Origin of the sequence: Aeromonas sp. s8 (assembly GCF_040907785.1) — a bacterium.
Taxonomy (GTDB): domain Bacteria; phylum Pseudomonadota; class Gammaproteobacteria; order Enterobacterales; family Aeromonadaceae; genus Aeromonas; species Aeromonas veronii.
In genome coordinates this window covers 113,587-138,925 of the sequence record NZ_JBFOCL010000043.1, presented here as the reverse complement: position 1 = coordinate 138,925, position 25,339 = coordinate 113,587, and the positions used below count along the sequence as shown (strand labels likewise).

20 protein-coding genes are annotated in these 25,339 nt (G+C 60.9%); 12 read left to right on the top strand and 8 right to left on the bottom strand.

Annotated elements, in window-relative coordinates; translation table 11 throughout:
• Positions 1-469 precede the first annotated feature (469 nt).
• Both tmaR and AB5Y86_RS15535 read left to right on the top strand, forming a co-directional pair.
• Positions 470-787: a PTS system regulator TmaR gene (gene tmaR / locus AB5Y86_RS15540; protein WP_005336024.1), complete on the top strand. Its 318-nt coding sequence runs from the start codon at positions 470-472 to the stop codon at positions 785-787.
• Positions 788-995: 208 nt separating this feature from the next.
• Positions 996-4,079, top strand: a complete 3,084-nt coding sequence (locus tag AB5Y86_RS15535; RefSeq protein ID WP_368193308.1) for a transglycosylase domain-containing protein — start codon at positions 996-998, stop codon at positions 4,077-4,079.
• 109 nt (positions 4,080-4,188) lie between these two features.
• On the opposite strand, the gene yidA is transcribed toward AB5Y86_RS15535, so the two are convergent.
• From yidA to AB5Y86_RS15515, 4 genes are all read right to left on the bottom strand, one after another.
• Positions 4,189-4,998 (bottom strand): sugar-phosphatase, encoded by an 810-nt coding sequence (yidA, locus tag AB5Y86_RS15530; protein ID WP_064341589.1) that lies wholly within the window; start codon positions 4,996-4,998, stop codon positions 4,189-4,191.
• A 114-nt stretch (positions 4,999-5,112) separates the two neighbouring features.
• Positions 5,113-6,780 carry a FapA family protein gene (locus AB5Y86_RS15525; RefSeq protein WP_368193307.1) on the bottom strand — a complete coding sequence of 556 codons (1,668 nt, stop codon included), beginning with the start codon at positions 6,778-6,780 and terminating at the stop codon, positions 5,113-5,115.
• 255 nt (positions 6,781-7,035) lie between these two features.
• A complete protein-coding gene (locus AB5Y86_RS15520) occupies positions 7,036-8,184 on the bottom strand; it encodes a CinA family nicotinamide mononucleotide deamidase-related protein (RefSeq protein ID WP_368193305.1) in 1,149 nt (382 codons plus the stop codon).
• 43 nt (positions 8,185-8,227) lie between these two features.
• A complete protein-coding gene (locus tag AB5Y86_RS15515) occupies positions 8,228-9,466 on the bottom strand; it encodes a DUF3391 domain-containing protein (RefSeq protein WP_005336014.1) in 1,239 nt (412 codons plus the stop codon).
• 144 nt (positions 9,467-9,610) lie between these two features.
• Here AB5Y86_RS15515 and metA point away from each other — a divergent pair, with 144 nt between their 5' ends.
• Positions 9,611-10,558 (top strand): homoserine O-succinyltransferase, encoded by a 948-nt coding sequence (gene metA / locus AB5Y86_RS15510; protein ID WP_042053667.1) that lies wholly within the window; start codon positions 9,611-9,613, stop codon positions 10,556-10,558.
• Here the strand turns inward: metA and AB5Y86_RS15505 are convergent, their stop codons facing one another.
• Entirely contained in the window at positions 10,559-11,077 is a 519-nt protein-coding gene (locus tag AB5Y86_RS15505; RefSeq protein WP_043825993.1) for a cyclin-dependent kinase inhibitor 3 family protein, read from the bottom strand.
• A 143-nt stretch (positions 11,078-11,220) separates the two neighbouring features.
• Between AB5Y86_RS15505 and AB5Y86_RS15500 the strand changes: the two genes are divergently transcribed.
• Positions 11,221-11,691, top strand: a complete 471-nt coding sequence (locus AB5Y86_RS15500) for an Lrp/AsnC family transcriptional regulator (protein ID WP_005336001.1) — start codon at positions 11,221-11,223, stop codon at positions 11,689-11,691.
• Positions 11,692-11,781: 90 nt separating this feature from the next.
• Here the strand turns inward: AB5Y86_RS15500 and AB5Y86_RS15495 are convergent, their stop codons facing one another.
• Positions 11,782-13,746 (bottom strand): LTA synthase family protein, encoded by a 1,965-nt coding sequence (locus AB5Y86_RS15495; protein WP_368193303.1) that lies wholly within the window; start codon positions 13,744-13,746, stop codon positions 11,782-11,784.
• A gap of 259 nt (positions 13,747-14,005) precedes the next feature.
• Between AB5Y86_RS15495 and AB5Y86_RS15490 the strand changes: the two genes are divergently transcribed.
• From AB5Y86_RS15490 to AB5Y86_RS15480, 3 genes are all read left to right on the top strand, one after another.
• Positions 14,006-14,263, top strand: coding sequence for a DUF2442 domain-containing protein (locus tag AB5Y86_RS15490; protein WP_005335997.1), 258 nt, complete (start codon positions 14,006-14,008; stop codon positions 14,261-14,263).
• 245 nt (positions 14,264-14,508) lie between these two features.
• Complete coding sequence (locus tag AB5Y86_RS15485; protein WP_368193301.1) at positions 14,509-16,476, top strand: TonB-dependent copper receptor; 1,968 nt, start codon at positions 14,509-14,511, stop codon at positions 16,474-16,476.
• A gap of 109 nt (positions 16,477-16,585) precedes the next feature.
• Entirely contained in the window at positions 16,586-18,214 is a 1,629-nt protein-coding gene (locus tag AB5Y86_RS15480) for an alpha-amylase family glycosyl hydrolase (RefSeq protein ID WP_368193300.1), read from the top strand.
• Between the two features lie 83 nt (positions 18,215-18,297).
• Here the strand turns inward: AB5Y86_RS15480 and AB5Y86_RS15475 are convergent, their stop codons facing one another.
• A complete protein-coding gene (locus AB5Y86_RS15475; protein WP_021231661.1) occupies positions 18,298-19,737 on the bottom strand; it encodes a RimK family alpha-L-glutamate ligase in 1,440 nt (479 codons plus the stop codon).
• Between the two features lie 186 nt (positions 19,738-19,923).
• On the opposite strand from AB5Y86_RS15475, the gene AB5Y86_RS15470 reads away from it, so the two are divergent.
• From AB5Y86_RS15470 to AB5Y86_RS15460, 3 genes are read left to right on the top strand one after another with little or no spacing between them, the layout of a single operon-like run.
• Positions 19,924-20,445: a GNAT family N-acetyltransferase gene (locus AB5Y86_RS15470; RefSeq protein WP_021231662.1), complete on the top strand. Its 522-nt coding sequence runs from the start codon at positions 19,924-19,926 to the stop codon at positions 20,443-20,445.
• Positions 20,446-20,476: 31 nt separating this feature from the next.
• Positions 20,477-20,722, top strand: a complete 246-nt coding sequence (locus AB5Y86_RS15465) for a DUF3624 domain-containing protein (protein WP_202005688.1) — start codon at positions 20,477-20,479, stop codon at positions 20,720-20,722.
• A 56-nt stretch (positions 20,723-20,778) separates the two neighbouring features.
• Complete coding sequence (locus AB5Y86_RS15460) at positions 20,779-21,525, top strand: SDR family oxidoreductase (protein ID WP_368193298.1); 747 nt, start codon at positions 20,779-20,781, stop codon at positions 21,523-21,525.
• Positions 21,526-21,586: 61 nt separating this feature from the next.
• Here AB5Y86_RS15460 and AB5Y86_RS15455 read toward each other — a convergent pair whose 3' ends face one another.
• Positions 21,587-23,059: a C69 family dipeptidase gene (locus AB5Y86_RS15455; protein WP_368193297.1), complete on the bottom strand. Its 1,473-nt coding sequence runs from the start codon at positions 23,057-23,059 to the stop codon at positions 21,587-21,589.
• Positions 23,060-23,533: 474 nt separating this feature from the next.
• Between AB5Y86_RS15455 and AB5Y86_RS15450 the strand changes: the two genes are divergently transcribed.
• Both AB5Y86_RS15450 and AB5Y86_RS15445 read left to right on the top strand, forming a co-directional pair.
• Positions 23,534-23,989, top strand: a complete 456-nt coding sequence (locus tag AB5Y86_RS15450) for a hypothetical protein (RefSeq protein WP_368193296.1) — start codon at positions 23,534-23,536, stop codon at positions 23,987-23,989.
• 143 nt (positions 23,990-24,132) lie between these two features.
• Positions 24,133-25,284: an iron-containing alcohol dehydrogenase gene (locus tag AB5Y86_RS15445; protein WP_368193295.1), complete on the top strand. Its 1,152-nt coding sequence runs from the start codon at positions 24,133-24,135 to the stop codon at positions 25,282-25,284.
• The last annotated feature ends 55 nt before the right edge of the window (positions 25,285-25,339 follow it).

Sequence of the window (25,339 nt, the reverse complement as noted above, 5' to 3'; positions counted from 1 at the left end):
TTAGAATACCGGCCTGTCACGCCGGGGGTCGCGGGTTCGAGTCCCGTCCGCTCCGCCACTAATTTGAAGGCCTTCCCTGATGGGAAGGCCTTTTTTGCTATGGGCGATTTTGCCCAGCGACCCACATATTTGCACATCGGAACCAATACAAAGCCCGGCTGCACGACCGGGCTTTGGTGTTTTTAGCGTATTAAACAGCCAGTGTTAGCATTTATCTGCAGGAAGAGAACTAAAACCCTGGCATCTCCTCTATTTTGTATCCATATCAAGCCCTTATCTGATGGATTACTGGCCATTTTAACTGGTTTACTTTTGGCCAAACTCTGTTCATGGTGCGCGATTAGGGTTGTATCTCGCTTATAACTCGGTAGAGTAAGGGCATCTTGAGTTTGCCTGTCCCGGGCCGAGTGTGTCGGGCTCCAGGTGTAACTTGGCCAGTTTTTATCAACCTTAAGTCAGTGGTATCGATATGGAACAAGTAAACAAGTCCACCTTCAGCGATGTACTGGAATATGTGCGTATGTCCCGTCGCCAGAACAAACTCAAGCGTGAAATTGCGGATAACGAGAAGAAGATCCGTGACAACCAGAAGCGCGTGCTGCTGCTCGACAACCTGAGCGACTACATCAAGCCGGGCATGAGCATTGATGATGTGCAGGCGATCATTGCCAACATGCGTGCCGACTATGAAGAGCGCGTAGATGATCACATCATCAAGAACGCCGAGCTTTCCAAAGAGCGTAAAGAGCTGAGCACCAAGCTGAAGGGCATGAGCTCTCACAAGTAAGCGCTGCGCTTTCGCTTAAGAAACACCGGCCACTGGCCGGTGTTTTGTTATCAGCTCGGATCTCTTCCACGCCTGCAACAATCGGCTCCCCTTTTTAGAATTGCCCTGTTACCATCACTACAAAGCGGTCAATAGTTTCAAGCCATTGACTTGAAAAGACTAAGCTTGAGTGAAACACAATAAATTGCGCAACCATGGTGGGGCTGATATGGGCGCATCAGAACAGACGGATTTGACACAAGTGGCATCTCAAGATTCATCTGTCCAGACCTCGGACGGGAACCCAAAGCGCAAGCGCCGTCCCTGGTGGCGTTGGCTGTTCTGTTTTCTCTTTTTATTGTGCCTGGGGGCGGTGATCGCTCTGGTTGGCTATGAGATGAAAACCTCTAAGCTGCAATCTCAGGAGATCTCCCGCTATGCTGCCAAGCTCACCTATCAGGTCGAGCCTGGTCAGAGCAAGCAGATCGCTTTCCCTGAGGATGGCCCGTTCGACAAGCGGCTCGGCTATGTGCAACTGCCGATGATGCAGGAGCGCCTGCTGCAGCGGGGTTATGAAGTCAGCAAGCAGGTGCATTTCTCCGACGCGCTCTATGACTACGCCAGTCGTGGCTTCTTCGTGCCCTATACCGAGAAGGTGCAGGCCGGCCTGACGCTGCACGATTGCCGCGCCGAGCCCTTCTATCAATTCAAGTATCCGACCCATCACTATCCGGATTTTGACTCCATTCCGCCGCTCGTCATCCAGTCGCTGCTCTTTATCGAGAACCGCGATCTGCTGAGCAATGAAGAGCCGTTGGCCAACCCGGCGGTCGACTGGCCCCGTTTTGCCAAGGCGGCGCTCTCCCAGGTGGGCAAGGCGCTCGATATGCAGGATCAATCTGCCGGTGGCAGTACTCTGGCGACCCAGGTGGAGAAGTATCGCCACTCGCCGGATGGCCTGACCCTGTCGCCGACCGAGAAGATCCGTCAGATGGCCTCTGCCAGCGTGCGGGCCTATCGTCTCGGGCCGGAAACCCTCGAAGCGCGCAAGCTGGTCGCCTGGGCCTACCTCAACTCGGTACCGCTCTCGGCTGCGCCGGGATATGGTGAGGTGCATGGTCTGGGAGATGGTCTCTGGGTCTGGTTTGGTGCCAATGTCGATGACGTGAACCGTCTGCTGGATCCCGCCCGCAACCAGAACGCACCGCTGGCCGAACAGGGACTTGCCCTGCGTCAGGTTGTCTCGCTGATGATTGCGCACCGCCGTCCCTCTTACTATCTGGCTCAAGGGCGAGAGGCGCTGGCTACCCTGACCGACAGCTACCTGCGCCTGTTTGTGCAGGAGGGAATGATCACGCCACCTCTGATGGAGGCGGCGCTCAAGGCCAAGATTACGTTCCGTGATTTCCTGCAGTCCCCGGCTATCACCCGGGTGAACAACAACAAGGGGTTGCAGGTTGCCCGTACTCGCCTGAGCCGTCAGCTCGGGGTGCAGCTCTATGACCTCGACCGGATGGATCTGACCGCCGATACCAGCCTCAACATGCCGTTGCAGAACGAAATCTCCCGTTATCTGCAACAGCTGGCCGACCCGACTTTTGCCGCTCAGGTGGGACTGTTTGGTGAGCGCCTGCTCTCGCCGGAGAAGACCGGCGATGTGCGCTACAGCTTCACTCTGTTCGAGAAGTCGCCGGAAGGGTTCAAGGTGCGGGTACAGACCGATAACACCGATCAGCCGTTTGATATCAATGAAGGCTCCAAGCTGGAGTTGGGCTCAACCGCCAAGTTGCGGGTGCTGACTACCTATCTGGAGATCGTGGCCGAGCTGCACGATAACTATGCCGGGATGCCGGTCGAGAATCTGCGCAAGCTGGCTGCCGTCTCTCAGGACAACCTCAGCCGCTGGGCCATCTCCTATCTGATGACGGCTCAGGACAAGAGCCTGCCTGTGATGCTGGAAGCTGCGCTGGATCGCAAATACTCCGCCAGCCCCAATGAAGGGTTCTTTACCGGTGGCGGCATGCACACCTTCAACAACTTCCGCCGCGAAGATAACAATCGTATTCCGACGTTGCGTGACTCTCTGCGTGAGTCGATTAACTTGCCCTTTGTGCGGCTGATGCGCGATATCGTGCGCTACAGCCTCTACAAGGAGGGCAACCGTGCCCAGTTGCTGAAGGATGACAAGGATCCCCGTCGTCAGGAGTATCTGGCCAAATTTGCCGACAAAGAGGGCCAGACCTATCTGCTGCGCTTCTGGCGCAAATATCGCGGCAAGACTCCCGAGGAGCAAATCGATACCTTCCTCGACGGTCTAAAGCCGAGTGCGGTACGTCTGGCGGCGGTTCACCGCTACCTGATGCCGGAAGCCAGCGAAGCTGCATTTGCTGCCTTCCTGGCGGAGCGGTTGCCGCGCGAGAAGTTGAGCGCCAAGCGGGTCAATCAGCTCTACGTCAGCTATGGCCCGGGCAAGTATTCACTGCCGGATCAGGGCTACATCGCCCGGGTGCACCCGCTGGAGCTGTGGCTGCTGGCCTATCTCAAGGAGTTCGACAAGGCCACCTTTGCCGACGCGGTGGCGGCCAGTCGTGACGAGCGGCAGGAGGTCTACAGCTGGCTGTTCAAGACCCGTCATCGCAGTGCCCGTGACAGCCGGATCCGCACCATGCTGGAGGTTGAAGCCTTCCTCGATATCCATCAGCGCTGGGCCAAGCTCGGTTACCCGTTCGACCATCTGGTGCCTTCGCTGGCGACCGCGTTGGGTAGCTCCGGCGATCGCCCGGCTGCACTGGCCGAGCTGATGGGGATTATCCAGAATGGCGGTATCCGCTCGCCAACCTTACGTATCGAGCACCTCTCGTTCGCCAAGGGGACGCCCTTCGAGACCGAGTTTGAGCCGCAGCACACCGAGGGTACCCGGGTGATGCCAGCAGAGGTGGCGGCCGCCCTGCGCAGTGCGCTCTCCAAGGTCGTTGAAGGGGGTACGGCAAGACGTATAGCCGGTGCCTTTACCCTGCCTGATGGCACTGTGTTGCAGATGGGGGGCAAGACCGGGACCGGGGATAACCGGATTGAAACAGTGGGCCGTTATGGCAACGTGACCAGCTCACTGGCGCGCAACCGCACCGCGACCTTCGTCTTCTATCTGGGTGAGGATCACTTCGGTACTCTGACCGCCTATGTACCGGGTAGCCAGTCTGACAAGTTCCGTTTCACCTCGGCGTTGCCGGTGCAGGTGCTCAAGGGGATGGCTCCCCTGCTGACGCCTTACCTGCAACCGGGCTCCCATACCCAGTGTCTGGCGAACCAGTGATGCGAGCGAATTAACGCTCATCACGCAGATAACTAACCAGAAAAAACGGGGAGGCTGACAGCCTCCCCGTTTTTATTTTCTCATCGGGCGCAGCGGCGCTCGATTGCGATCAGGCGTTCAGTACGAACTGTTCGATCACCTGAGCTACACCATCTTCATCGTTGCGGGCGGTGGTGTGCTGGGCGAGATCCTTGATCTCGTCGGTGGCATTGCCCATCGCCACACCGAGGCCTGCGTATTCGATCATGTGGCGATCGTTGCCCGCATCCCCGACGCAGATCACCTGATCGGCGGTCAGGCCTAGGTGCTCGGCCAGCGCGGCGACGCCGGTTCCCTTGTTGCTCTGCTTGTTCATGAACTCGAGGAAGAAGGGGGCGCTCTGTACCACGGTATAGCGCTCATAGAGCTCTGCAGGCAGTCGCTCGATGGCGCGGGAGAGCTGGGGCGGCTCGTCGATCATCATCACCTTCATGATCTGCTCGTCGGCAGGCAGGGTGGCGAAGTCGATCAGATTGATCGGCATGCCGATCAGGCGAGATTCGTGCTCGGTGTAGGTGCTGACACGGGGACTGATCAGGCCGCGGGTGACCGAGAAACCGTGAACGTTCACCTCCAGCTCGTCAGCCAGTTTGGCGACGGCGCTGGCGTCACTGCCAGTCAGCAGCTGGCTGCGGATGATGCGCTGATCGGCCACCTGCTGCACCAGGGCGCCGTTGTAGCAGATGACGTAGTCATGCTCTGTGGTGAGGCCGAGCTCTTCCAGATAGCGGCTCATCCCTTCCAGCGGGCGGCCGGAGGCCAGCACAACGGTTACCCCTTTGGCGCGCGCGGCACTGATGGCGGCGTGGGTGCGGGGAGTAATCTGGCCCTGCGGGTTGAGCAGGGTGCCATCCATATCCAATGCGATCAGCTTGTACATCTCTCACTACCTGAGTCTGGGTGGCCCGCCCGGTGGGGCCAAGGAAGTGGCGAGTGTAGCGAAAATCGGCGGCGGGATCACGGCCGGTTCAGCGATGGGGCCGTGCCGCTTGAGCTATTTGTGCCCCTCGTAAGGGGTCATCTCCAGGGTTTCATCATGGATGGTCAGGCGGGTAGGGCCTCGGGTGATGGTAACCTTGCGTTTGAAGCTGGCCATCTCGACCTCGATGCCGGAGTAGAGGTGCTGGGTGGCAATGACCTCCATCTGAGCCATCAAGTTTCGCAGCTCCTCCTGGTTGGCGGTGAGCTGCTCATCGAGCTGGGCCAGTTCGGCCAGCTGATGGTCCCGGATCGGTTTGAGCTTGCGCAGGGTATCCGGATTGCGCTTGTCGCCGGGCAGTTGCAGCAACTTCATGACCAGCTCCTTGATTTTCTCCAGCTGGGCCTGACACGCCTGCTGGCGCAGCTTGAGCTGGTGTTCCTGCTCCTTGTGGGTGAAGTAGCCGCCAAGGATCTGCAGCCGGGTATGGTTGGCTGCCTCGGCCCCCAGGCTGGGGGCCATGATCAGGCGATTGGCAATGCTGGTGCCCCCCAGCAGAGTGCCTTTGCGCATGTTGCTATCGCCCACCTTGATGTCTTGTCCGCTGCGGGAGTAGCAGTGGCTGAGCTGGCTCTGGATCTGGATATCCCCCCCCGCTTCCAGTTGGGCATACTGGGCGTAGCTGGCGTGGATCTCCCCCTGCGCATTGAGTTGGCAAAGGTACTCTCCCTGCTCGTTGCGGCGGCCAATGATGCCGTGGCGTACCGTAATGCTGCCCCCTGCCTCGATCCAGCCCCCTTCGATAAAGCCGCCAATCACGATGTCACCGCTGACCCGGATCTTCATGCCCGGGTTGACGTCGCCGCTGACGATTAATCCCCCTTCAAAATCAATGTGGCCGTGGCGGGCATCCACCTGTTTGACGCTGAGCACCTCGTCCACCTTCATGCCTGCTTTTTCCTGACAGGGCAGGCCAGCCCGACCGGCAATCAGCAGGTCGGGATCGTCGGGGGAGATGAAGGCGCCCTCGCCAGCGCTCATCGGACTGTCTTTGCCATCCTTGGCGGGCAGATCCTGACCGGTCACGGTAAAACCGGGCACCCCGACGGTGGCCGGATGACGGCGCATCAGCGGAGCGCCTGCCTTGACGGTGACGATGGAGCCGAGATCCCGCAGGTCGACTTTGCCATGCCCTAACTCCTGCGGTTTGAGGATCCGTTCGGCCGGGGTCTCCACCAGCCGCTCATAGCGAGTGTCCTGACCATTGACGGCAGGCTGGCCGTTGGCAATCACCAGCTTGAGCTGACTGCCGGGGGCGGCCTCCTTGGCTGACTGGATGGCAGCGGTGAGCAGTTGCTCACTCACCCCCTGTTTGATTTCGCTGATGGCGATCGCCTCTTTCAGCTGTTCCAGCGTCACATACTTGCCACCCCAGTCGGCAGTGATCTGGGCGATGGCGCTCATGCGATCCTTCTCCACTATTACGGCGAGTCGGGCATCCTGACGCTTGCCGATGGGGATGGGGTTGGCAGGGACGGGGGCGGCAGGGTTGGTGAGCAGGGTATTGAGCAGGCTGATGGCCTGTTTGATCCCCTCGGGCAGCGGCTGATAGCGGCGACAGTTGGAAGCGAGCAGCAGAGCCTGCACATCCTGTTCCGTGACAGGCTTGGTGAGACCGGCGGCAATCCGCAGGCAGACCAGTTCCATATCGCTTGATAGCAGCAACCACTCTTTGCTTAACACCGCATCTCCTTGCTGGATGAGAACGGAACGATCGGCTCATTCCTCTACTGTTATTTAATCTCTCAATGATTAATAAAGCGAGTCACCAACCCTGAGAGTGGGCAGTATTCAGATATTTCCTCTGAATGGTCAATGAATTGAAGTCAAATCGGTGATGGCGGCCAGATAAATGTGGGCGCTGTTTGGAAACGGAGTGAAAAGACGGATCGCAGCGCCAGCGACATAGGGTCGCTGGCAGGTGAATGGCGGTTCTTATCAGCTGCGCTGGGCTGTTCTGGCCAGGGTGAGGTAATCGCCGAGCACCGGCAATCCCAGCAGATGGCGGCGCAGCATGTCGAGGGCGGCGAAGGCGAGGATCTTGCGGCGACTCTCCGGGTCGGGGTGGCTGACCTTGACCGTCTGACCGACGTGTTTTCCATCGGCGCTGAGTAGCAGTGGTACACCCTCAGTGCCCTCTCGCCCTATGGTCAGTTGCAGGCCCGCATCGGCGGTCGGCAATTGCGCCAGCTCATCGGCCAGTTGCGCGCTGAAGTTGGCCTCCAGCCTGGGATGGCCGTGACAAAGCGCCAGCAGCGCACCTCCACTCTCTCCCTCCAGCAGAGTCAGCGGTTTGTCTTGCAGCAGCGCAAGGATCTGCTGCGCCGGTTCCGTATCTCCGCTGCCAACCAGCCAGGGGCGGATCGTATCCAGCAGTCGGCGCTCGGCACTCTCCATGTCAGCGGCACTGGCGCTGTGGCCGATCAGTTTCAGCTCGATAAGGGGCATGGAGGAGCGGTAACCCAGCTCAATACCAGCTGGCCAGGATTCGGCATCCAGCATATCGCTGAGCGCCGACTCCGAGACGCCGAAGGTGTAAAAGCGACGCAGCTCGGTATCGATCTGCGCCCCGGCCAGCTGTTTGAGGCGCGGCAGAATTTGCTCGCGCACCATCTGCTTGAATTCGAACGGCACGCCCGGGGTGAAGAAGAGCTGGCTCTGGCCACTTCGCACCACAAAGCCGCAGGCGGTGCCGACCGGGTTGTCGAGGATTTCGCACCCCTGTGGCAGCCATGCCTGTTTGGCATTGCTTTGTGCCATGGGGCGGCCACGGCTGGCGTAGCTCGCTTCGATGGTAGAGAGCCAGTCGGGGAACAGGGTGAGCGGTTGTTCAAAGGCCTCGGCTGCCGCCTGAGCGGTCAGGTCGTCGGCAGTGGGCCCGAGCCCGCCACACACCAGCACCACCTCGGCGCGGCTGGCACTCTCTTGCAGCACCGTTTTCAGGTCAGCGAGGTTGTCCCCCACCGTCAGGCGACGGCGGACCTGCCACCCCTGTTCCAGCAGCAGAGCGCTTAGCCAGGCCGCGTTGGTATCCACCACCAGACCCGTCACTATCTCGTCTCCGGTACTGATGATCTCGATACGCATGGCAGGCTCCTTGGATTAAACGGTTGGCCTCGGGCCAACACAATCAGGCTTTGTTGTGCTCGAAGTAGTAGCTGATCCGGGTACGCGGATTGAGGTACTCGAACACGGCGGGCGGCAGCCGTTTGGGGTGGATCACCTTGGCGATCGACAGTTCGGCTTGCTGCAGGTCGATGATGGCGGCTTCCTGACGGGGAATGCGCGGATCGTAGACCAGCACCGAGGGGTAGAGCAGGCGGGAAGCGTTGACCGACATCACCAGCCCCACCTGACCGTTGGAGAGTTGCACCACGCTGCCGGGGGGGTAGATCCCCATCAACCGGATCAGCATGCTGAGGTACTCCGGATTGAACTGCGCCTTGCGCTGCTTGTAGAGGCCGCTCAGGGCCGAGTAGGGCACCTTGGCCTGCATATGGCAGAGGTTATCGTACTCGTTGATCAGCGACACCATCTGGGTCAGCGGATCGAGCTGGCCACCCTTGAGCCCTTCCGGCCCGCTGCCATCGAGATATTCGTGGTGATGGAGCACGATCCCCTTCGCCTCGGCCGGGAAATCCTTGGCCAGATTGAGCAGATCCAGCCCGTAGCGCGGGTGCTGTGCCATCAGGTTTTGCTCCGGCTTGGTGAGCGGCTCGGTCTTGCGCAGGATCTGGCTCGGGATTTTCAATTTACCGATGTCGTGGAACAGCGCCCCCATACCGACCTGACGGATCTCGTCGGCCGTCATGCAGCACTCCTTGGCCAGCAGCATGCTGAGCACGCTCACATTGAGGGAGTGGAAGTAGAGGTTGTTGCCATCCTCGCTGTCGGAGACCAAGTGCAGCACCATCTCGTCCACCGAGAGCAGTTGCTCGGTCATGGCGTTGACCAGCTCCTGCGCCTCGCCGATGGCATTGAGGGGGCGGGACTGGATCTTGCTCATCACGCTGCGCACCTGCGCCAGCGACTGCTGGAACTGCTTCTCGCACTGCTGCAGGTTGCGGCGATAGAGTTGCAACTGTTCGATGCGGCGATCTTTCTCCTGCTGCATCTGGGCCTGACGCTGGGCGGCGTCTGCGCTCTCTTGTTGCTGAGGTTGTACCTGATTGAGGGGCTTGGGCGGAACGTCGCTCTTGTCGGGAATGATGGTGACCAGTTTCAGGCCGAGACGGCGGATCAGCTCGATCTCTTCTTCACTTTTGATCTTGAAGCTGGAAAACAGGAACGGGTGTTCGCGCCACCCCAGTGGCAGGGATACATAGTTGCCGACTTGCAGTCGATCTACGGAAATCTTGATACCGGTCATTATCTTGGAAGCAGGAGACACACTGAGCCGTATGCTAGTCAAAGGCGGGGGTGAATACAAAAGGTATCTGATGACAGGGCAAGAGCTTTATTATAGGCTTCTGGATGTCCAGACATATTTACTGATGCAGTACAGGGAGTAAGCATGCCGATCAAGATCCCGGATCAGTTACCCGCCGCCGAAGTGCTGGGGCAGGAGAACATCTTCGTGATGACGGAATCCCGGGCCGTCACCCAGAACATCCGCCCGCTGCGGGTGCTCATCCTCAACCTGATGCCAAAGAAGATTGAGACCGAGATCCAGCTGATGCGGATGCTCTCCAACTCGCCGCTGCAGGTGGATGTGGATCTGCTGCGCATCGATGACAGGGAGTCAAAGAACACGCCTCAGGCCCATCTGGAGAACTTCTATCACGACTTCGAACAGGTGCGTGGCAATAACTACGACGGCATGATCATCACAGGGGCGCCGCTCGGGCTGGTGGAGTTCGAGGAGGTGGTCTACTGGCCGCGCATCGTCGAGATCATCGAGTGGTCCCATCAGCATGTCACCTCCACCCTGTTCCTCTGCTGGGCGGTGCAGGCGGCGCTGAAAGCCTTGTATGGTATGGAGAAGCAGACCCACGGCGAGAAGCTCTCCGGGGTTTACCGCCACCATCGCCTCGATGAGCACGAGCCGCTGCTGCGCGGTTTCGATGACGAGTTTGTCGCCCCGCACTCCCGTTACGCGGCGTTTGATGGCGATCTGATCCGTGCCCAGACCGACTTGCAGATTTTTGCCGAGTCAGAAGAGGCGGGAGTCTATCTGGCGGCGACCAAGGATTGTCGTCAGGTGTTTGTCACCGGGCACCCGGAGTACGATGCCCTGACGCTGGACGGGGAGTATCAGCGGGATCTGGCGGCAGGGCTCGACCCGGCCATTCCGGTCAACTACTACCCGAATAATGATCCGAGCCGGACGCCGCGCGCCAGCTGGCGCAGCCATGGTCATCTGCTGTTTGCCAACTGGCTCAACTACTACGTTTATCAGCTCACCAGCTATCGGGTGGAAGATATCGGCAAGGTCTTTACCTACGACCAGGGAGGCAAGTAGTCAGTCGCCCTGCGCCAGCCGCTCGGCCAGCTGGTCGAGCCATTGGCGGTGGCAGGCCAGGGTAAACGCCTTGGGTCTGTGGGCCTTGATGGCGGCCATCGCCTCTTGCTGTGGCTGGCCGAGGGTCATCAGCAGCGCGGCGGCGACCAGACCGGTACGACCGCTGCCCCCTTTGCAGTGGATGACCAGATGTTTGCCATCGCCCAGCAGCTCGCGCAGCTGTGGCAGCGCCTGTTGCCAGGCAGCCTCGAAGTCGGCATCGGGGGCCAGATCATCCTCGATGGGCAGATGGAACCAGCGCATCCCTTCGTGCTCGACTTGCTGGCCGAGCTGCGCCAGTTCGAGTCGGATCAACTCGGCGCTTGTCATCAGGGTCACCACTCCGTGGGCTCCGGCCAACCGCAGTTGATCGAGCGCCAGGGTCAGCGGCACCTGCTGGGTGCCGGGGCAGGGGGTCAGCAGCAGCTGACCGTCGACACGGGGAACCTCAAGGCTCCAGAAGGGGTGATACGGGTGCATGGCGGATCCTCGCGTGGTGGCCGCAGGGCTGCGGCCGGTGAATGGCGCCAAGGATAGGCGGGGCAGGGGGGATGTCAATGGCCGTTGTGTTTGCCCCGGTTTACGGGCAGAGTCTAAAAAATTGAGCGGTTCAAGGAGTTAAGATGAGAAACCTGGATCAACTGGATTTGGATATCCTGGCCCATCTGTTTCGGGATGCGGGCATGACCAACAAGGATCTGGCCGCGCTGGTGGGCGTTGCCCCCTCCACCTGTCTGGAGCGGGTGCGCAAGTTGCAGCAGGATGGCGTGCTCAAGGGAGCGCACTGCGAAGTGGATTATCAGGCCCTCGGTGGCCACATTCAGGCCATGGTCTCCCTGCAGCTGGCACGTCACAGCCGCCAGATCATCGATGCTTTCCGCGATGCCATTCTGGCGCTGCCCGAAGTGATCAGTCTGTTCCACATGGGGGGCAAGGATGATTTTCTGGTGCACCTCTGTGTCTCCGACACCGAGCACCTGCGCAACTTCGTCTTCGATCACTTCACCTCCCGCGAGGAGGTGGTGCACCTCGAAACTTCGCTGGTGTTCGAGCACAAGTTCAGCCGCTCCCTGCCCTGCTTTCCCCAGCCATAGCGGCCAGTGGGCCGACAATATGGGGAGATGAAAAAACCGCCAGCTGGCGGTTTTTTCTAGTCTGCTATCGGCTGAATCAGCACGGTTGGCTCAATTGGCGGCGGTGCGTTCATCCTTGGCCGTCTGATAGAGACTCTTCTGATAGGCCATGCTGCCCCACAGGGCCAGACCAAGCGCATCCTCCTTCAAGGCGTCCGGCTGCGCCGCCAGGGTCAGCTTCTCGCTGGCATTGTCGTAGACATAACCCTCTGCCGCCCGCTCCGGTTGCAGGATCACCACATCCTTGCCGCGCATCAGGGCGAAGTTCTTGTCGTACTGCATGATGGCGCGCCCTGGCCAGTCGGCAGGCATGCGGGTCAGATCCTTGCCGAGCATGGGGTAGTCGGCACTGATCCCCATCAGGGAGAGCAGAGTCGGCGCCATGTCGATCTGGCTGACGATGCGCGGATCCTTTCTCGGCGCAATGCCGTCGCCCACGATAACCCCCGGAATATGGAAGCGGGGGATGGGCACCAGACTGGCGCCACCGACTCGGCTGTCGTGGTCGGCGATGACCAGGAACAGGGTGTCCTGCCAGTATTCGGACTGTTTCGCCCTCTTGAAGAATTCGCCGATGGCGTAATCCGCATACTTGGCCGCGTTGTTGCGGGTCTGTTTGGGTTGCTCGAAGAGTTCGATGCGGTTGTCCGGGAATTCGAACGGATCGTGGTTGCTGGAGCTGAACACCAGACTGAAGAAGGGTTTACCCTCCTTGTGCAGCGCTTTGAAGGTCTCGTCGGCCTTGGCCATCAGATCCTCGTCGGAAGCTCCCCAGGAGCCCTTGAACACCGGATTGTCGAAATCCTTCTGTTCGACGATGGTGGTGAAGCCGTTGCCGAGGAAGAAACTGCGCATGTTGTCGAAGTGGCTTTCGCCGCCATAAATAAAGCTGGTGTCGTAACCCCGCTGCTTAAGCAGATCAGCGATGGTGAAGAAGTTGGTCTGGCTCTTGCCGAGTTTGACCACCGCCTGTGCCGGGGTCGGCGTGAAGCCAGTCAGTACCGCCTCGATACCGCGCACCGAGCGGGTGCCGGTGGCGTAGAGCTGCTCGAAGGCCCAACCCTGCTGCGACAGGGCATCGATGTTGGGGGTGAGCGGCAGGCCGCCGAGGGAGCCGACAAACTGGGCGCCCAGACTCTCCTGAAGCAGGATCACCAGATTCTTCGGTTTACCCTGGAAGCTCGCCTCGTTGAAGGTCTGGCTGGGCAGCAGATCGGAGTTGAAATCACTGGCCGGACGGCCACTCTCCTTGCGCATGACCTCGAGCACCTTCTGAGGGGTCATCTCGCCGTAAAACAGGCCGGCATCCTCCTCGGCGCCCATCTGCTTCATGGCAAAGAAGAGGGAGTAGGCGGAGTTGACGGTGAGCGAGTTGACCAGCGGATCCTCGGCAAAGGCGACCATGGCCGGGTTCAGGGCGCGGTGGCCGAGACTGGAGCGGGCACCGAGAAAACCTATGGCCAGAATGAGCAGGGCGAAGGCCGGACGCAGATACCAGCGGGGGAAGCTGAGGCCATGCACCAGACGGCCGCTCAGCCACCAGCCACCGGCCAGCACGGCGCCACTGAAGAGTACCGCCAGCAGCAGCTCGGCTTTGCGCCCCGCCCACAGCATGGCGAATACCTCTTTCGGATAGATGAGGTACTCCACATAGAGGCGGTTGGGGCGCACGCCATACTCGGTGACAAACGAGGGGGTGGAGATCTCGAGGAACAGCATCAGCCAGAGTCCGACGGTCAGCCAGACGCGCATCAGTTGCAGCCAGCCCCGGCCGATGGCATGGGGGCCTGCCAGCAGCAGAGTGAGCATGGCGGGGACACCCCAGACCCAGCAGAGGGTCGCAAAGTCGACTCGGATCCCTTGCAGCAGCATCTCCTGCCAACCGGCCACGGCATCCACCCGTTCCAGTTGCCAGAGACCGAGGGCGATTCGGCTGAAAGAGAGAGAAAAAAGCGCGAGCGCGCAGAAGACGGCGAAGGGCCAAAACGGGCCGAGTCGCTGTTTTAGAGCTGTCATGTTTGTTCCTGAATGAGACTGTAAACGTCTGTCCACAGACGTTTTTTTAGTTGTTGTGAGGTTATGACAGATCGAATTGGTTAAGGTTGCATTCAAGTTTGTTAAAAGTCGGCATTAACACATTTATCATCTAAAAATGTGATGTCGCGCCACTAATGAGCACAGCATAATCTGCTGGGTAAAATGTGAGCCGCCGCGTGTATGGATGGGGAGCTGGTGTTTATAATTGCCGCGAATTATCTCAATCGGAGCCGAAGGGATGCCGGTCTTTATCGATGTCGAGTATGTGCGGGGATGGCGCCTGTTTCTGGTGTTATCGGATGGCACCACGGGTGTGCTGGATCTGACCCCCTGGCGAACCCAGCCGCTGTTTGCAAAGCTGGAGAGCGAGCGTCACTGCGCCCGGGTCTTCATCAACCGTCACCACCAGCTGGAGTGGCCTGTTGGCTGCACGCTATCCGCTCATGAGGTCTATCACCTCATCTCTCCCATCGATGAGCGGGAAGCCTTCAGCTAATCCCCATTTTTTGTGAGCCAACGCCAGATTCCTGTTACTGGAATGTTTGCCCGTTTGCCTTTCTGAGCCAACTTGGGTAAAACCTGCGCAACATTTTGCCAACTTGCCTTCGCTTCACCTGACAGAGGCTTGCCGCTTTCGCGCCGCAGGCCTTTTTTACGGCCTGACGGCAAACCTTTCCCTTGCTGAAAGGTTTAGTTGGTTGAATGAAAATAACAAAACAAACAAATACATAAGGAAAATGTATGGCTTGTCATATGCGCACACCCCTTGCCCTGCTGGTTGGTGGACTCGCCTGTCACGGCGCTGCCGGTCAGGAACAGGTGCAACAGCTGGATCCCATGGTGGTGGTGGCAACCCGCCCCGCCAGCACCCTGGAGGTGACACTGGATCCCAAGAAGCCCGGTTCCCCCATGCCCGCTGCCGACGGCGCCGGTTATCTGAAGAATGTCACCGGCATGAGCATGGTGCGCAAAGGGGGGCTTGGTGGCGACCCTGTACTGCGGGGGATGGGGATGTCCCGCCTCAACGTGCAGATGGATGGCGGCATGCTGGCCGGTGGGTGTGGTGGCCGGATGGACCCGCCCACCGCCTATGTGTTCCCCCAATCCTTTGATCGGATCCGGGTGCTGAAGGGGCCGCAATCCCTGGAGCAGGGTGCCACCCTGGCGGGAACTGTGCTGTTCGAGCGGGACAGACCCGAGTTCACCGCACCGGGCCTCAAGGCCGATGCCTCGGCCCTCTATGGCAGCTTTGGCCGTGATGATCAGATGGTGGATATGACGGCGGGCTCGACCGACGGTTATCTGCGCGGTCAGTTCACCCACTCCGACAGCGACGATTACCGCGATGGTCACGGCAACGAGGTGCGATCTTTCTATCGCCGCGAGAACGGCACCGCCCAGCTGGGCTGGACGCCGGGGGAGCACACCTGGCTGGAACTCACCGCCGAGCGTAGCAATGCCCGTGCCGCCTATGCGGACCGCACCATGGATGGCCCCATGTTTGATCGCGAATCCTTCGGGCTGAAGCTCAAGCAGGAGCAGATCACCACTCACTGGCAGCGCAGCGAGCTGACCCTGTGGGACAACTACATCGACCACATCATGGACAACTTCAGCCTGCGGCAAAACAGCGGCATGAAGATGCTCTCCAACCCGGATCGCCGCAACACCGGCGGTCGCTGGGCCAACGACATCGCCTTGCCAGCAGACTGGCTGCTGACCGCCGGGCTCGACAGCAACCGGGATCAACACAGATTTCGCAAGGAACTGGATTATGCAGACAAGCCACGCCAGCGCACCCTGCGCTTCGAGCAGCGGGGCGGCTTTGCCGAGCTGGGTCGTCAGCAGGGGGCTCACAGCTACAAGGGCGGTTACCGGCAGGATCGGGTCGAGACCACCCGCTATGGCGCCGGTGAACAGACCCTCTACAGCGATACCCTGAGTCTTAACAGCGGGTTTGGCCGCTACGAATATCAGTGGTCGCCACGCTGGTCCAGCTATCTGGCCTGGGGGCAGGCAGAGCGTGCGCCGGACTACTGGGAGCGCAGCAAGGACAGTACCCCGTTCACCCTCAACCCGGAGCGCAGTCGCCAGTGGGATGCGGGGTTGGCCCTGCGCAGTCGCGAGCTGGACCTGACCCTCTCCCTCTTTAGCGCCGACATCAAGGACTACCTGCTCTACAACAGCAAGTCGAACAAGGTGCGCAATATCGATGCCCAGACCCGGGGTGGCGAGTTGGAAGGGCGCTGGCAGTTTGCCGAGCAGTGGCGTCTCGATGGTGGTCTGGCGGTGGTCTACGGCGAAAACCAGAGCGACAACAAACCGCTGGCGCAGATGCCGCCCCTCGATGGCAAACTGGCGCTGGGCTGGCAGCCGGACGAGGCGCTGAGTTTCACCCTGCTGGGGCGCGCCGTGGCGGCGCAGGATCGGGTGGATGTGGGCTCCGGCACGGTCGCCGGTCAGGATCAGGGGGAGACCCCGGGCTTCTTCACCATGAACCTGAGCGGCGCCTGGCAGTTTGCCAAAGGGTGGCAGCTTTCGGCCGGGGTGGATAACCTGTTCGACACCTTCTACTACGAGCACCTCTCCAAGTCGGTGCACGCCAGTCAGGCGGGGTTGGGCTATGAGCAGAGCGGCCGCATCCCCGAGCCGGGTCGCTCCTACTGGCTCTCGCTCAACTACCGTTTTGCCTCGGCAGGGGTGCTCTAACCAGTTGAGTCAGATAACGTTTTCAGTCACAGACACCGCTGTGTGAGCATCGCTATCATGGTGAAAAACAGGCGTATCAGACGCCTGCTCTCACAGCGGGAACATAACAATGAAACAGGGAACGTTACGCTATGGCGGCCTGCTCGGGGCCGCCCTGTTACTTGCGGCTTGCGGCGGCAGCGGTAGTTCAGGTGGGGAGAGCGCTCCCCCCGTCGTCAATCCGCCGGTCACCCACCCTCCGGTCGCCACGGCCAGTCGTGCCTGCTATGGCGACGATCAACCCGCCTGCAACCTGCGCATCTATCAGGTAATGGTGGAGTCGTTTGCCGATGGTGACGGCAGTGCCAACTACGGCGTCGGCTATGGCCCCTCCCAGCACAACGGCGATCTGCAGGGGATCATCGACAGTCTCGACCACATCAAGAGTCTCAACGTCAACGCCATCTGGCTCACCCCGGTGTTCGACTCCTGCGCGGGGCAAGGCGGCGATAACAAGCTCGATGCCACCGGCTACTTCGCCTGCGACTTTTTCACCGTGGATCCCAACTTTGGCAGCAATGCCAAGCTCAAACAGCTGGTGGATGGGGCGCACCAGCGCGGCCTCTACGTCTTCCTCGATGGGGTGTTTGGCCACGTCAACAAGGTGGGGATGAGCAAGCCCTCGCCAGAGGGGCGTCTGCCAGCCCTCACCAGCGGCGGTGCGGGTTATCCCGGCCAGCTGGTGGATTACAGCAAGCCGGAGAGCCTCGCCTACTTCAAGGAGGTGGCCCGCTACTGGGTCGAGCAGTACGGTATCGACGGCTGGCGCCTCGATCAGGCCTATCAGCTTGGGTTGGATGATTGGCGCGCAATTCGCAGCGAGGTGGAGCAGGCCAGCGCAACGCGCAAGGCGGCAGGGCAGCAGTGGGGCACCCTTGGCTACATGGTGGGCGAGGTGTGGAAGGGGGCTGACGATATTCGCGCCCAGGCTTACGGCAGCAGCGACAATCCGGCGCTTTCCTCGGCCTTTGACTTCCCGTTGCGCTACGGCATCGTGCAGGCGCTGGCGGTGGAGGAGTCCGGCAAGGGCGGGCAGGGGGCCAGCGTGCTTGACGCCAGCTGGAACAAGGTGGAGAACTACCCGAATCACGCCATGCCGAACCTGATGCTGGGCAACCATGATCTGGTGCGTTTTGGCGATCTGCTGGAGCGCGGCAACTTCAAGTCGGCCGAGTACTGGCAGCGCCACAAGGCAGCCTTCAGCTTTATGGCGGCCCGCTCCGGCCCCATCACCTTCTACTATGGCGAGGAGTTTGGCGACGAGGTGCCGGGTTTTGCTGCCAAGGTCAGCGGTGACTGTGCGGCGCAGGGCTTGTGCGACGATCATGTGGCCCGCAGCGACGGCAAGGTGCCCGCTGTCACCGGTTTTGTGCCGGGTAGCGAACAGGCTGAGTTGAAAGAGTGGCTCGCCCAGCTGCTGGCGATGCGTGCCGCGCACCCCGCTCTCTATCAGGGAGAGCGAGTCAAACTGGTGGCCGAGGGTAGTCTCTATGGTGACATCAAGCAGACGGCGGGAGAGCAGATAGTCTACCTGCTTAACCTCTCCACCACAGCGCTTAGCTACAACCTGCCAGCGGGCAAACTGCGCAGCGGTAGTGCGCTGGTGGATCTGCAAAGCGGCGAGAGTCTGGCCATCGGCGGCAGCAGCGTGACGGTGGAGATACCGCCCTTGAGCGGGCGTTTCCTGCGTCTGCAATAAGTCAGCCACAGCACGCTTTGATATGAGAGAGGGCCCCATCGCGGGGCCCTCTCTGTCATTGCGGGCGACAAAGTCATGGCGGGTTATGCGGTAGTCTGGCCCCGGTTTTCCAGCCGCTGGCGGAAGGCGCGGGCCAGTCGCTCGTAGAGATCCTGCGCCTCCTTGTCTTCGATATCGCCGCGGATCCAGGGGTTGTCGACGATCTCCAGCAGCACGCAGTCACGCCCTTGCTGGCGCAAATCGAGCCCGTAGAGGCCATTGCCGAGCTGATGCACGGCACGGCGAGCGGTCTGCAGTACCCGCTCCGGCACCTCGTTAAGCGGCAGCGCCTCGATGCGGCTCATGTCGAGGGGGTGCTTGCGGCGGCGAATGCGGTTGCCCGGTTCGGGCCGGTAGCGGCGACAGGCGAACAGCGGCGAGCCGTCGAGAAAGCCGATGCGCCAGTCAAACTCGGCGGGGATCCGGCTCTGCACCAGCAGCAGGGCGGAGCGGCCCAGCCCCTCGTCCAGCAGGCGGGCCAGCTGCTGCTCGTCGCTGGCCATGGCGAGATCGCGCCCCTGCGCCCCGTCGGGCACCTTCACCATCAGCGGCAGGCCGAGCCGCTGCACCAGCTCATCCACATGGTGGCGGCCGCGGCGGGTCACCACCATGGTGGGCGGCATGGGTACGCCGCTGCGCACCATCAGCTCGTAGAGGTAGAGCTTGTTGCTGCAGGCTAGGATGGCGCGGGAGCTGTCGATCACCGGCATCTTGAGCTGTTCGGCGCGATGGGCAAATTCGAAGGTGTAGTGACCGACCGCGGTTTCGGCACGCAGCCAGAGGGTGTCGAACTCCGGCAGCCGCTCGATGGCTGACGGTGGCAGGATCTCGGCCCGGATGCCCTGGGCGGCGGCAGCCCGGATAAAGCGCTCCAGCGCCAGCCCGTCACTGCTGGCACGGCCATCATCGGGGTCGACCAGAATGGCGAGCTGATAGAGCGGCGCCGCCTGCTCCTCGTCGCCGGTCCCCACCAGTGCCTGAGCGTGGTGCAGCATCAACTCTTTCTCGCTTGGGCTCAGCTCCAGCGGCGACAGGCTCTGCTGCTGGCGTACCGACCAGCCGTGGCGGCCGCGCTTGAGGGTCAGCTCCTGCAGCGGCAACTGGCTGAGGCCATAGTAATAGCGCGCCAGCCCCGCCAGCTCGCTCTGTTCACACTGGCCGAAGATGGCACGTACCCGGATCCGATCCTCGCTCTGCTGGGCCAGCCACCCTTGTGCCTTGCGCCACAGTTTGGCCGGTGGCTGCTGGGGTTGCAGCCGGCTGATGGCCTGCAAACCCGGCAGGCAGTGGTGGCCGCGGGCCTGGGCCAGCAGCGAGCAGTAGTAGCCTGCGCTCAGGTGCTCCAGATTGCGGCAGAGGTTGATGATGCGGGGTCGGCCGCCGGTGGTCGGCACGCCATGTTGCAGATAGGTGCGGGCGGTCAGCAGATAATCGGCATGGCAAGGCCAGTCGCCCAGCTCTTCGACGATGACATAGGTACTCATATTTTCGGCTCCACAGATCAGACTGCCTGAACAGGCAGGATCCCCAGTGGGCTTCGATGCACCGACAAGCACGACAATGGCGCGAGGGGAAACAAGAGGTTACAGTGCCTAATATGACGCCTTGGTAACTTGTGATACAAGTCGCATTTTTGGTGCTGAGGATAAATAACCGAACAAGGACTCCCCGTGTTGACCGTACGTGCGGCCCGAACCGATGATCTGGGCGCCATCGTTAATCTGGAACGCTACTGTTTTCCTCCCGAAGTCGCCTTTGGCCGCAGCCGCTGGCACTATCTGCTGGCCCACGCCAAGGGGCGCACCCTGTTACTGCTGGACGAGAAACATCAGCTGATGGGCTATCTCTGCCTGCTGGAGCACAGGGGCTGGGATCGGCTGGTCATTCAGGCGCTGGCTATCCGCTGGACGGTGCGCCGTCTGGGCTGGGCCCGCCGCCTGCTGGAGCAGGTGATCCGCGAGGGCAAGGCCGCTGGCTGGGGGGCGATTCGCCTCGAAGTGGGGGACGCCAACGAAGAGGCGCTGGCGCTCTATCAGGGATTGGGATTTCGTCCCCAGCAGCGGCTGGCGGACTACTATGGCCGCGACCAGCACGCCCACCGGCTGGTGCTGCCGCTGGTGAGCGACGAGGAGCGTGAGCGGCGCAGAGTGGCTCGCACTCAGGCGCGCAAGCCATCTTCACAGGCCAACTGATCATGTTGAACGAGCAGAATTGAGGAGCAGGATGAGCTGCGACAACTGTCTTGCCACCGCCATCAGGGCAAAGCTGGGGCGCTGTCCGGTCTGCGCTGGCCAGACCTTCATCATCGGTCTGAGTGGCTGGCTGGTCTGGTGGTGGTGTGGCGCCGATACCTCGGTCAACGCCCTCACCGGCCTGCTGTTCGCGCTGGGAGGCTCGGGCCTGTTGCTGCTCCATCTGGTGGTATTTGTCTGGCGCAAGGCGACCGGACGTGAATTGAGCGATGAATGAATCTGAATAGATTCAAACAGATAAACAACAATATCGGTGTAGATATGGAGGTTCAGATGATTGCAATGGTAACGGGCGCCTCGTCCGGTTTTGGTGAAGCTATCAGCCGCCAGCTGGTGCAGGCGGGCTACAAGGTGATCGGCACCGGTCGCCGTGCCGAGCGGCTGGCTGCGCTGGCTGACGAGCTGGGCGAGCAGTTCCTGCCGCTGGCGTTCGATGTGCAGGACAAGGTGGCCACCCGCGCCGCCATCGCCGGCCTGCCAGCCGAGTGGAGCGAGGTGGATCTGCTGGTCAACAACGCCGGTCTGGCGCTGGGGCTGGAGCCGGCCCACAAGGCGGATCTGGAAGATTGGGAGCAGATGATTGCCACCAACATCAGCGGCCTGACCCTGCTCACCCGCCTGCTGCTGCCGGGCATGGTGGCGCGCAATCGCGGCCACGTCATCAATATCGGCTCCATCGCCGGCACTTACCCCTATCCGGGCGGCAACGTCTACGGCGCCACCAAGGCGTTCGTGAAGCAGTTCAGCCTCAACCTGCGTGCCGATCTGGCTGGCAGCGCCATCCGCGTCACCAACGTGGAGCCGGGCCTGTGCGGCGGCACCGAGTTCTCCAACGTGCGCTTCCACGGTGACGACGCCAAGGCGGCCTCCGTCTATCAGGGGGTGGAGGCGATCCAGCCGGAAGATATCGCCAATACCGTGCTCTGGGTGAGCCAGCAACCGGCTCACGTCAACATCAACAGCATCGAGATCATGCCGGTGGCCCAGACCTTCGGCCCGCTCAATATCAGCCGTCGCTGATTGCTGCATTTGACGAAATGAAAGAGGCTCCCATGGGAGCCTCTTTGTGTTGGCGAGCCGATTAGAGGCTCATGATCTTCTTGAACTCCTCCTCCGAGTACTTCTTCTCGCTGCGCTTGGTCAGATCCGTCGTCAGCTTGTAGCGCAGATCTTTGGCCATCTGATAGGTCTGCTCCAACTGGCCATAGGAGTAGTCGGCAGCCAGCCCGATGGCGGTAGCCTTGTCGCTGGCATAGGCCTGCTTCAGGCTCTGGTCGAGTAGCGCTACCTCCTTGTAAAGCTTGCTGCTCTCCTTGCTCCAGACGCCGCGCAGCAGCGGCAGGTACTTGTCCGGATCGGCGCTGGCCAGCGCGGTCAGGCTGCGGAACTGCCAGTAGGCAGAGTCATCGGAGTAGCTGTCGCTACCGGTGCGATAGGGCAGGGGGTAGGACTCCAGGGTGTTGTAGAGCGGCACCATCACAGATTCAGCCAGCACGCCGTAGCTCTGCCAGATCAATCCCTGCAGCTCTTTGGGCATCTCCTTGCGCAGCTGGATGACGTGGGATTCGAGCTGCCTGTCGATGCGGATCGGCCGCTCCGCCTTGCCCGCCAGCGGCGTGCCCTCATAGGTGGCGCTCAGCAGCCTGGCCACGTCCGGCACGGCGATGGGGGCATCCGGCTTCATAAAGAGCGGATATTGCGCCTGCCGGGTCGGCTGCGGATGGCTGGCTGTCAGCATTTTCTGGCCGAGCCACTCCCGATCCACGTTATACGGGTCAGCGATGACCCCAAACGCCTTGGCGAAGTTGAACTCTTTCGGGTCGGCGTTATCCAGCAGTTTGTGCTCGCGTACAAACTCCAGCAGCTTGGGCGAGTGCAGCACATCGGCGCTGTCGAGATTGACGCCGTGGATGCGCAGGCCGTTGGCCACCATGGCGTAGCTGTCGTCCGGCACCCGTACCGCAATCCAGTGGTGGCCGGAGCCGATCTCCATCAGCCAGGCCTCGTTCACATCCGCCAGATAGAGGCTGTTGCCCTCACCGGCTCCATATTGCTCTACATAGCGGCCAAGCAGCTCGACCCCCTCTTTGGCCGTTTTGGCCTGCGGCAGGATCAGGGTGGGGATGATGGCTTCAATCACTCCCTTCTCGATCAGCGGATCGGCTTTTTGGGCCTTGTCGTTGACCTCGGCACTGGTGGTGGCCGAAATGGCGACGTTGAACTCGTTGATGCCGCGCTCCTCGTAATACTTGCCGTCCGGGTCGCTGGCTGTGGCATCCCAGTCACGAATGGCTGAGTAGGCGAAAAACGCCTTTGGCATCGGCACTTCCAGTCCGTTGCCCAGTTTCCAGAGTTTGCCCTCGTTCTGCTGCGCAGGCCGGAAGGCGAGGTATTTGTTCCAGTTGTTGACGCCAAAATCCTCGTTTCTGGCGATCATCACGCTGCCATCGGCACTGGCCCCCTTGCCGACGATAAGGCCGGTACAGGCGTCGGCACTGGTGCCAAGCAGGGTGAGCAGGGTGGCGGAGAGAAGACTCAAGGTGTGTTTTTTCATCGTTATGCCCGAAAGGTTGCGGTGAGTGAGAGTCAGACGAGGGGATGAGGTGTGGGGAGGCCGCAACTCCGAACTGGCAGCGGAGCGAGCTCGGCAGATTGGTCTGCCTGTTATTGGTTTGACGAACAGATCATCCATGACACGGCTGGCTGGTTGCGATGTGCGCCAAAATTGTATTCCTGATAGGTTGTTTGTTTTGTGATCGAACGGCTGTTCCTGACTTTTCTCTGGCGTCGTGGTGCGTGGACGGCGAAATGTGCCAAAACAGCGAGAACCGGCAGCAGATGAGTCATGATTCTGACGCCAGCCTTGCGTGTGGGGCGTGGTGAGATCCGCCATAGCGCGGGATCTTGCACCATCTGACAAGTTGGCCTGTAACTTGCTGGTTTAATTGATAATGGTGGGGCATGACGCCCCATGTGACCGGATCAGCCTGTGCCCATTGCCGCAGATGCGCACTGAATTGGAGCCCCCATGGATATCAAACCCTACAGCCAGCAGCTTGCCCAGAGCGCATCCAACAACCGCGCCCTCGCTACCCTCAACAGTGCCAGTAGCGGCGGTCAGGGCGGTGGCTGGGAGGAGATGGTCAGCCTCTCCACCCAACGCATGACCGGCCAGGCCCAGCAGGTGCTGACCTACGAACATCTGGCCAAGAACAACAAGTTGCCACCGGCGCTGGATATGAGCTCCGACAAGAGGGGCGTGGTGCAGCAGCTGGTGGACAAGGCGCTCGGTTTCGATCGCAAGAAGTTCAACGAGATCGAAGAGAAGCTCAAGACCATCGCCGATAACAAGAAGCTGACTCCGGAAGAGCGGGCGGAGCAGAGCAAGCCGCTCAACGAGCAGCGAGAGGCGATGCTCAAGGAGGCGATGGATCGCCTGACCGGCAAGAAGAGCTCATCCACAGATAAGGCCAAAACTGCCTGATCCTGCCGCTGTTCTGAGATCTACCCGGTCGGCACCGATGGGCCAGTGTCGACCGCCGATGGGCAAGCTTCTGCCACCTCTTTTGACCTCACCTCCCCACAGGCGCACAATGTCCGCGCATTGAGCCAGTCGAGGAGTCCGCCGTGTACAACTTCCAATATGCCAATCCGACCCGCATCTGTTTCGGCGAGGGGCAGATCGCCAGCCTGCCCGAACTGATCCCGCCCGGCAGCCGGCTGCTGGTGCTCTACGGCGGTGGCAGCATCAAGCAGAACGGGGTGTATGAGCAGTTGACCCGGGCGCTGGAGGGAGTGACGTGGCAGGAGTTTTCCGGCATCGGCGCCAACCCCAGATACGAGCTGTTGATGGAGGCGGTGGCGCAGGTGAAGCGCGAGCGCATCGACTTCCTGTTGGCGGTCGGTGGCGGCTCGGTAGTCGATGGCACCAAGTTTGTTGCGGCCGCCGCCTGCTACGAGGGGGATGATCCCTGGGATATCTGCGGTAAACAGGCGAGCGTGCACAAGGCGCTGCCGATGGGCTGTGTGCTGACCCTGCCAGCCACCGGCTCCGAGAGCAATCCCACCTCGGTGGTGAGCAGGGGGGATGTGAAGATCTCCTTCAGAAGCCCGCTGGTGCAGCCGCAATTTGCGGTGCTCGATCCGGCGACCACCTACAGTTTGCCGCCGCGTCAGACCGGCAACGGGGTGGTGGATGCCTTCGTCCATATTGCCGAGCAGTACCTCACCTTCCCGGTCGGCGGCGAGGTGCAAGATCGGCTGGCAGAAGGCCTGCTGCAGGTGCTGGTGGAGAACGGCCCCAAAGCGCTGGCTGAGCCGACCAACTATCAGGTGCGGGCCAATCTGATGTGGGCGGCCAGTCTGGCACTCAACGGCCTTATCGGTTGCGGAGTGCCGCAGGATTGGGCCTCTCACGCCATCGGCCATCAGCTGACGGCGCTCTACGGGCTGGATCACGGCCAGAGCTTGGCGGTGGTGCTCCCCTCACTGCTGCGTGAGCGGGCGAGCCAGAAGCAGGACAAGCTGGCTCAGTTTGCCGAGCGGGTGTGGCATTCGACCCGCGAGGACAAGGCCCTGCGCATCGAAGAGGCGATCATCCGTACCGAGCAGTTCTTCCAGAAGATGGGATTGGGTACCCGGCTGGCTGACTATGGCCTCAGCGAAAGTTGCATTCCGGCGGTCTGCTCCAACCTCAAGCGGGTGGGGCGCACCGCGCTCGGTGAACAGCAGGATATCGACCCGGATCGGGTGGCGCGCATTCTCGCCCGAGCGTTATAAGCCAGCGTCGATTTGTTTCCCTGGTTGATGCATTTTCCCAATTAAAGAGGGCCGC

Bases quoted from the DNA above. Each gene is read 5' to 3' on its own strand.
- tmaR (WP_005336024.1), top strand. From the start codon at position 470: ATGGAACAAGTAAACAAGTCCACCTTCAGCGATGTACTGGAATATGTG.
- AB5Y86_RS15535 (WP_368193308.1), top strand. From the start codon at position 996: ATGGGCGCATCAGAACAGACGGATTTGACACAAGTGGCATCTCAAGAT.
- yidA (WP_064341589.1), bottom strand. From the start codon at position 4,998: ATGTACAAGCTGATCGCATTGGATATGGATGGCACCCTGCTCAACCCG.
- AB5Y86_RS15520 (WP_368193305.1), bottom strand. From the start codon at position 8,184: ATGCGTATCGAGATCATCAGTACCGGAGACGAGATAGTGACGGGTCTG.
- AB5Y86_RS15515 (WP_005336014.1), bottom strand. From the start codon at position 9,466: ATGACCGGTATCAAGATTTCCGTAGATCGACTGCAAGTCGGCAACTAT.
- metA (WP_042053667.1), top strand. From the start codon at position 9,611: ATGCCGATCAAGATCCCGGATCAGTTACCCGCCGCCGAAGTGCTGGGG.
- AB5Y86_RS15505 (WP_043825993.1), bottom strand. From the start codon at position 11,077: ATGCACCCGTATCACCCCTTCTGGAGCCTTGAGGTTCCCCGTGTCGAC.
- AB5Y86_RS15500 (WP_005336001.1), top strand. From the start codon at position 11,221: ATGAGAAACCTGGATCAACTGGATTTGGATATCCTGGCCCATCTGTTT.
- AB5Y86_RS15495 (WP_368193303.1), bottom strand. From the start codon at position 13,746: ATGACAGCTCTAAAACAGCGACTCGGCCCGTTTTGGCCCTTCGCCGTC.
- AB5Y86_RS15490 (WP_005335997.1), top strand. From the start codon at position 14,006: ATGCCGGTCTTTATCGATGTCGAGTATGTGCGGGGATGGCGCCTGTTT.
- AB5Y86_RS15485 (WP_368193301.1), top strand. From the start codon at position 14,509: ATGGCTTGTCATATGCGCACACCCCTTGCCCTGCTGGTTGGTGGACTC.
- AB5Y86_RS15480 (WP_368193300.1), top strand. From the start codon at position 16,586: ATGAAACAGGGAACGTTACGCTATGGCGGCCTGCTCGGGGCCGCCCTG.
- AB5Y86_RS15475 (WP_021231661.1), bottom strand. From the start codon at position 19,737: ATGAGTACCTATGTCATCGTCGAAGAGCTGGGCGACTGGCCTTGCCAT.
- AB5Y86_RS15465 (WP_202005688.1), top strand. From the start codon at position 20,477: ATGAGCTGCGACAACTGTCTTGCCACCGCCATCAGGGCAAAGCTGGGG.
- AB5Y86_RS15460 (WP_368193298.1), top strand. From the start codon at position 20,779: ATGATTGCAATGGTAACGGGCGCCTCGTCCGGTTTTGGTGAAGCTATC.
- AB5Y86_RS15455 (WP_368193297.1), bottom strand. From the start codon at position 23,059: ATGAAAAAACACACCTTGAGTCTTCTCTCCGCCACCCTGCTCACCCTG.
- AB5Y86_RS15450 (WP_368193296.1), top strand. From the start codon at position 23,534: ATGGATATCAAACCCTACAGCCAGCAGCTTGCCCAGAGCGCATCCAAC.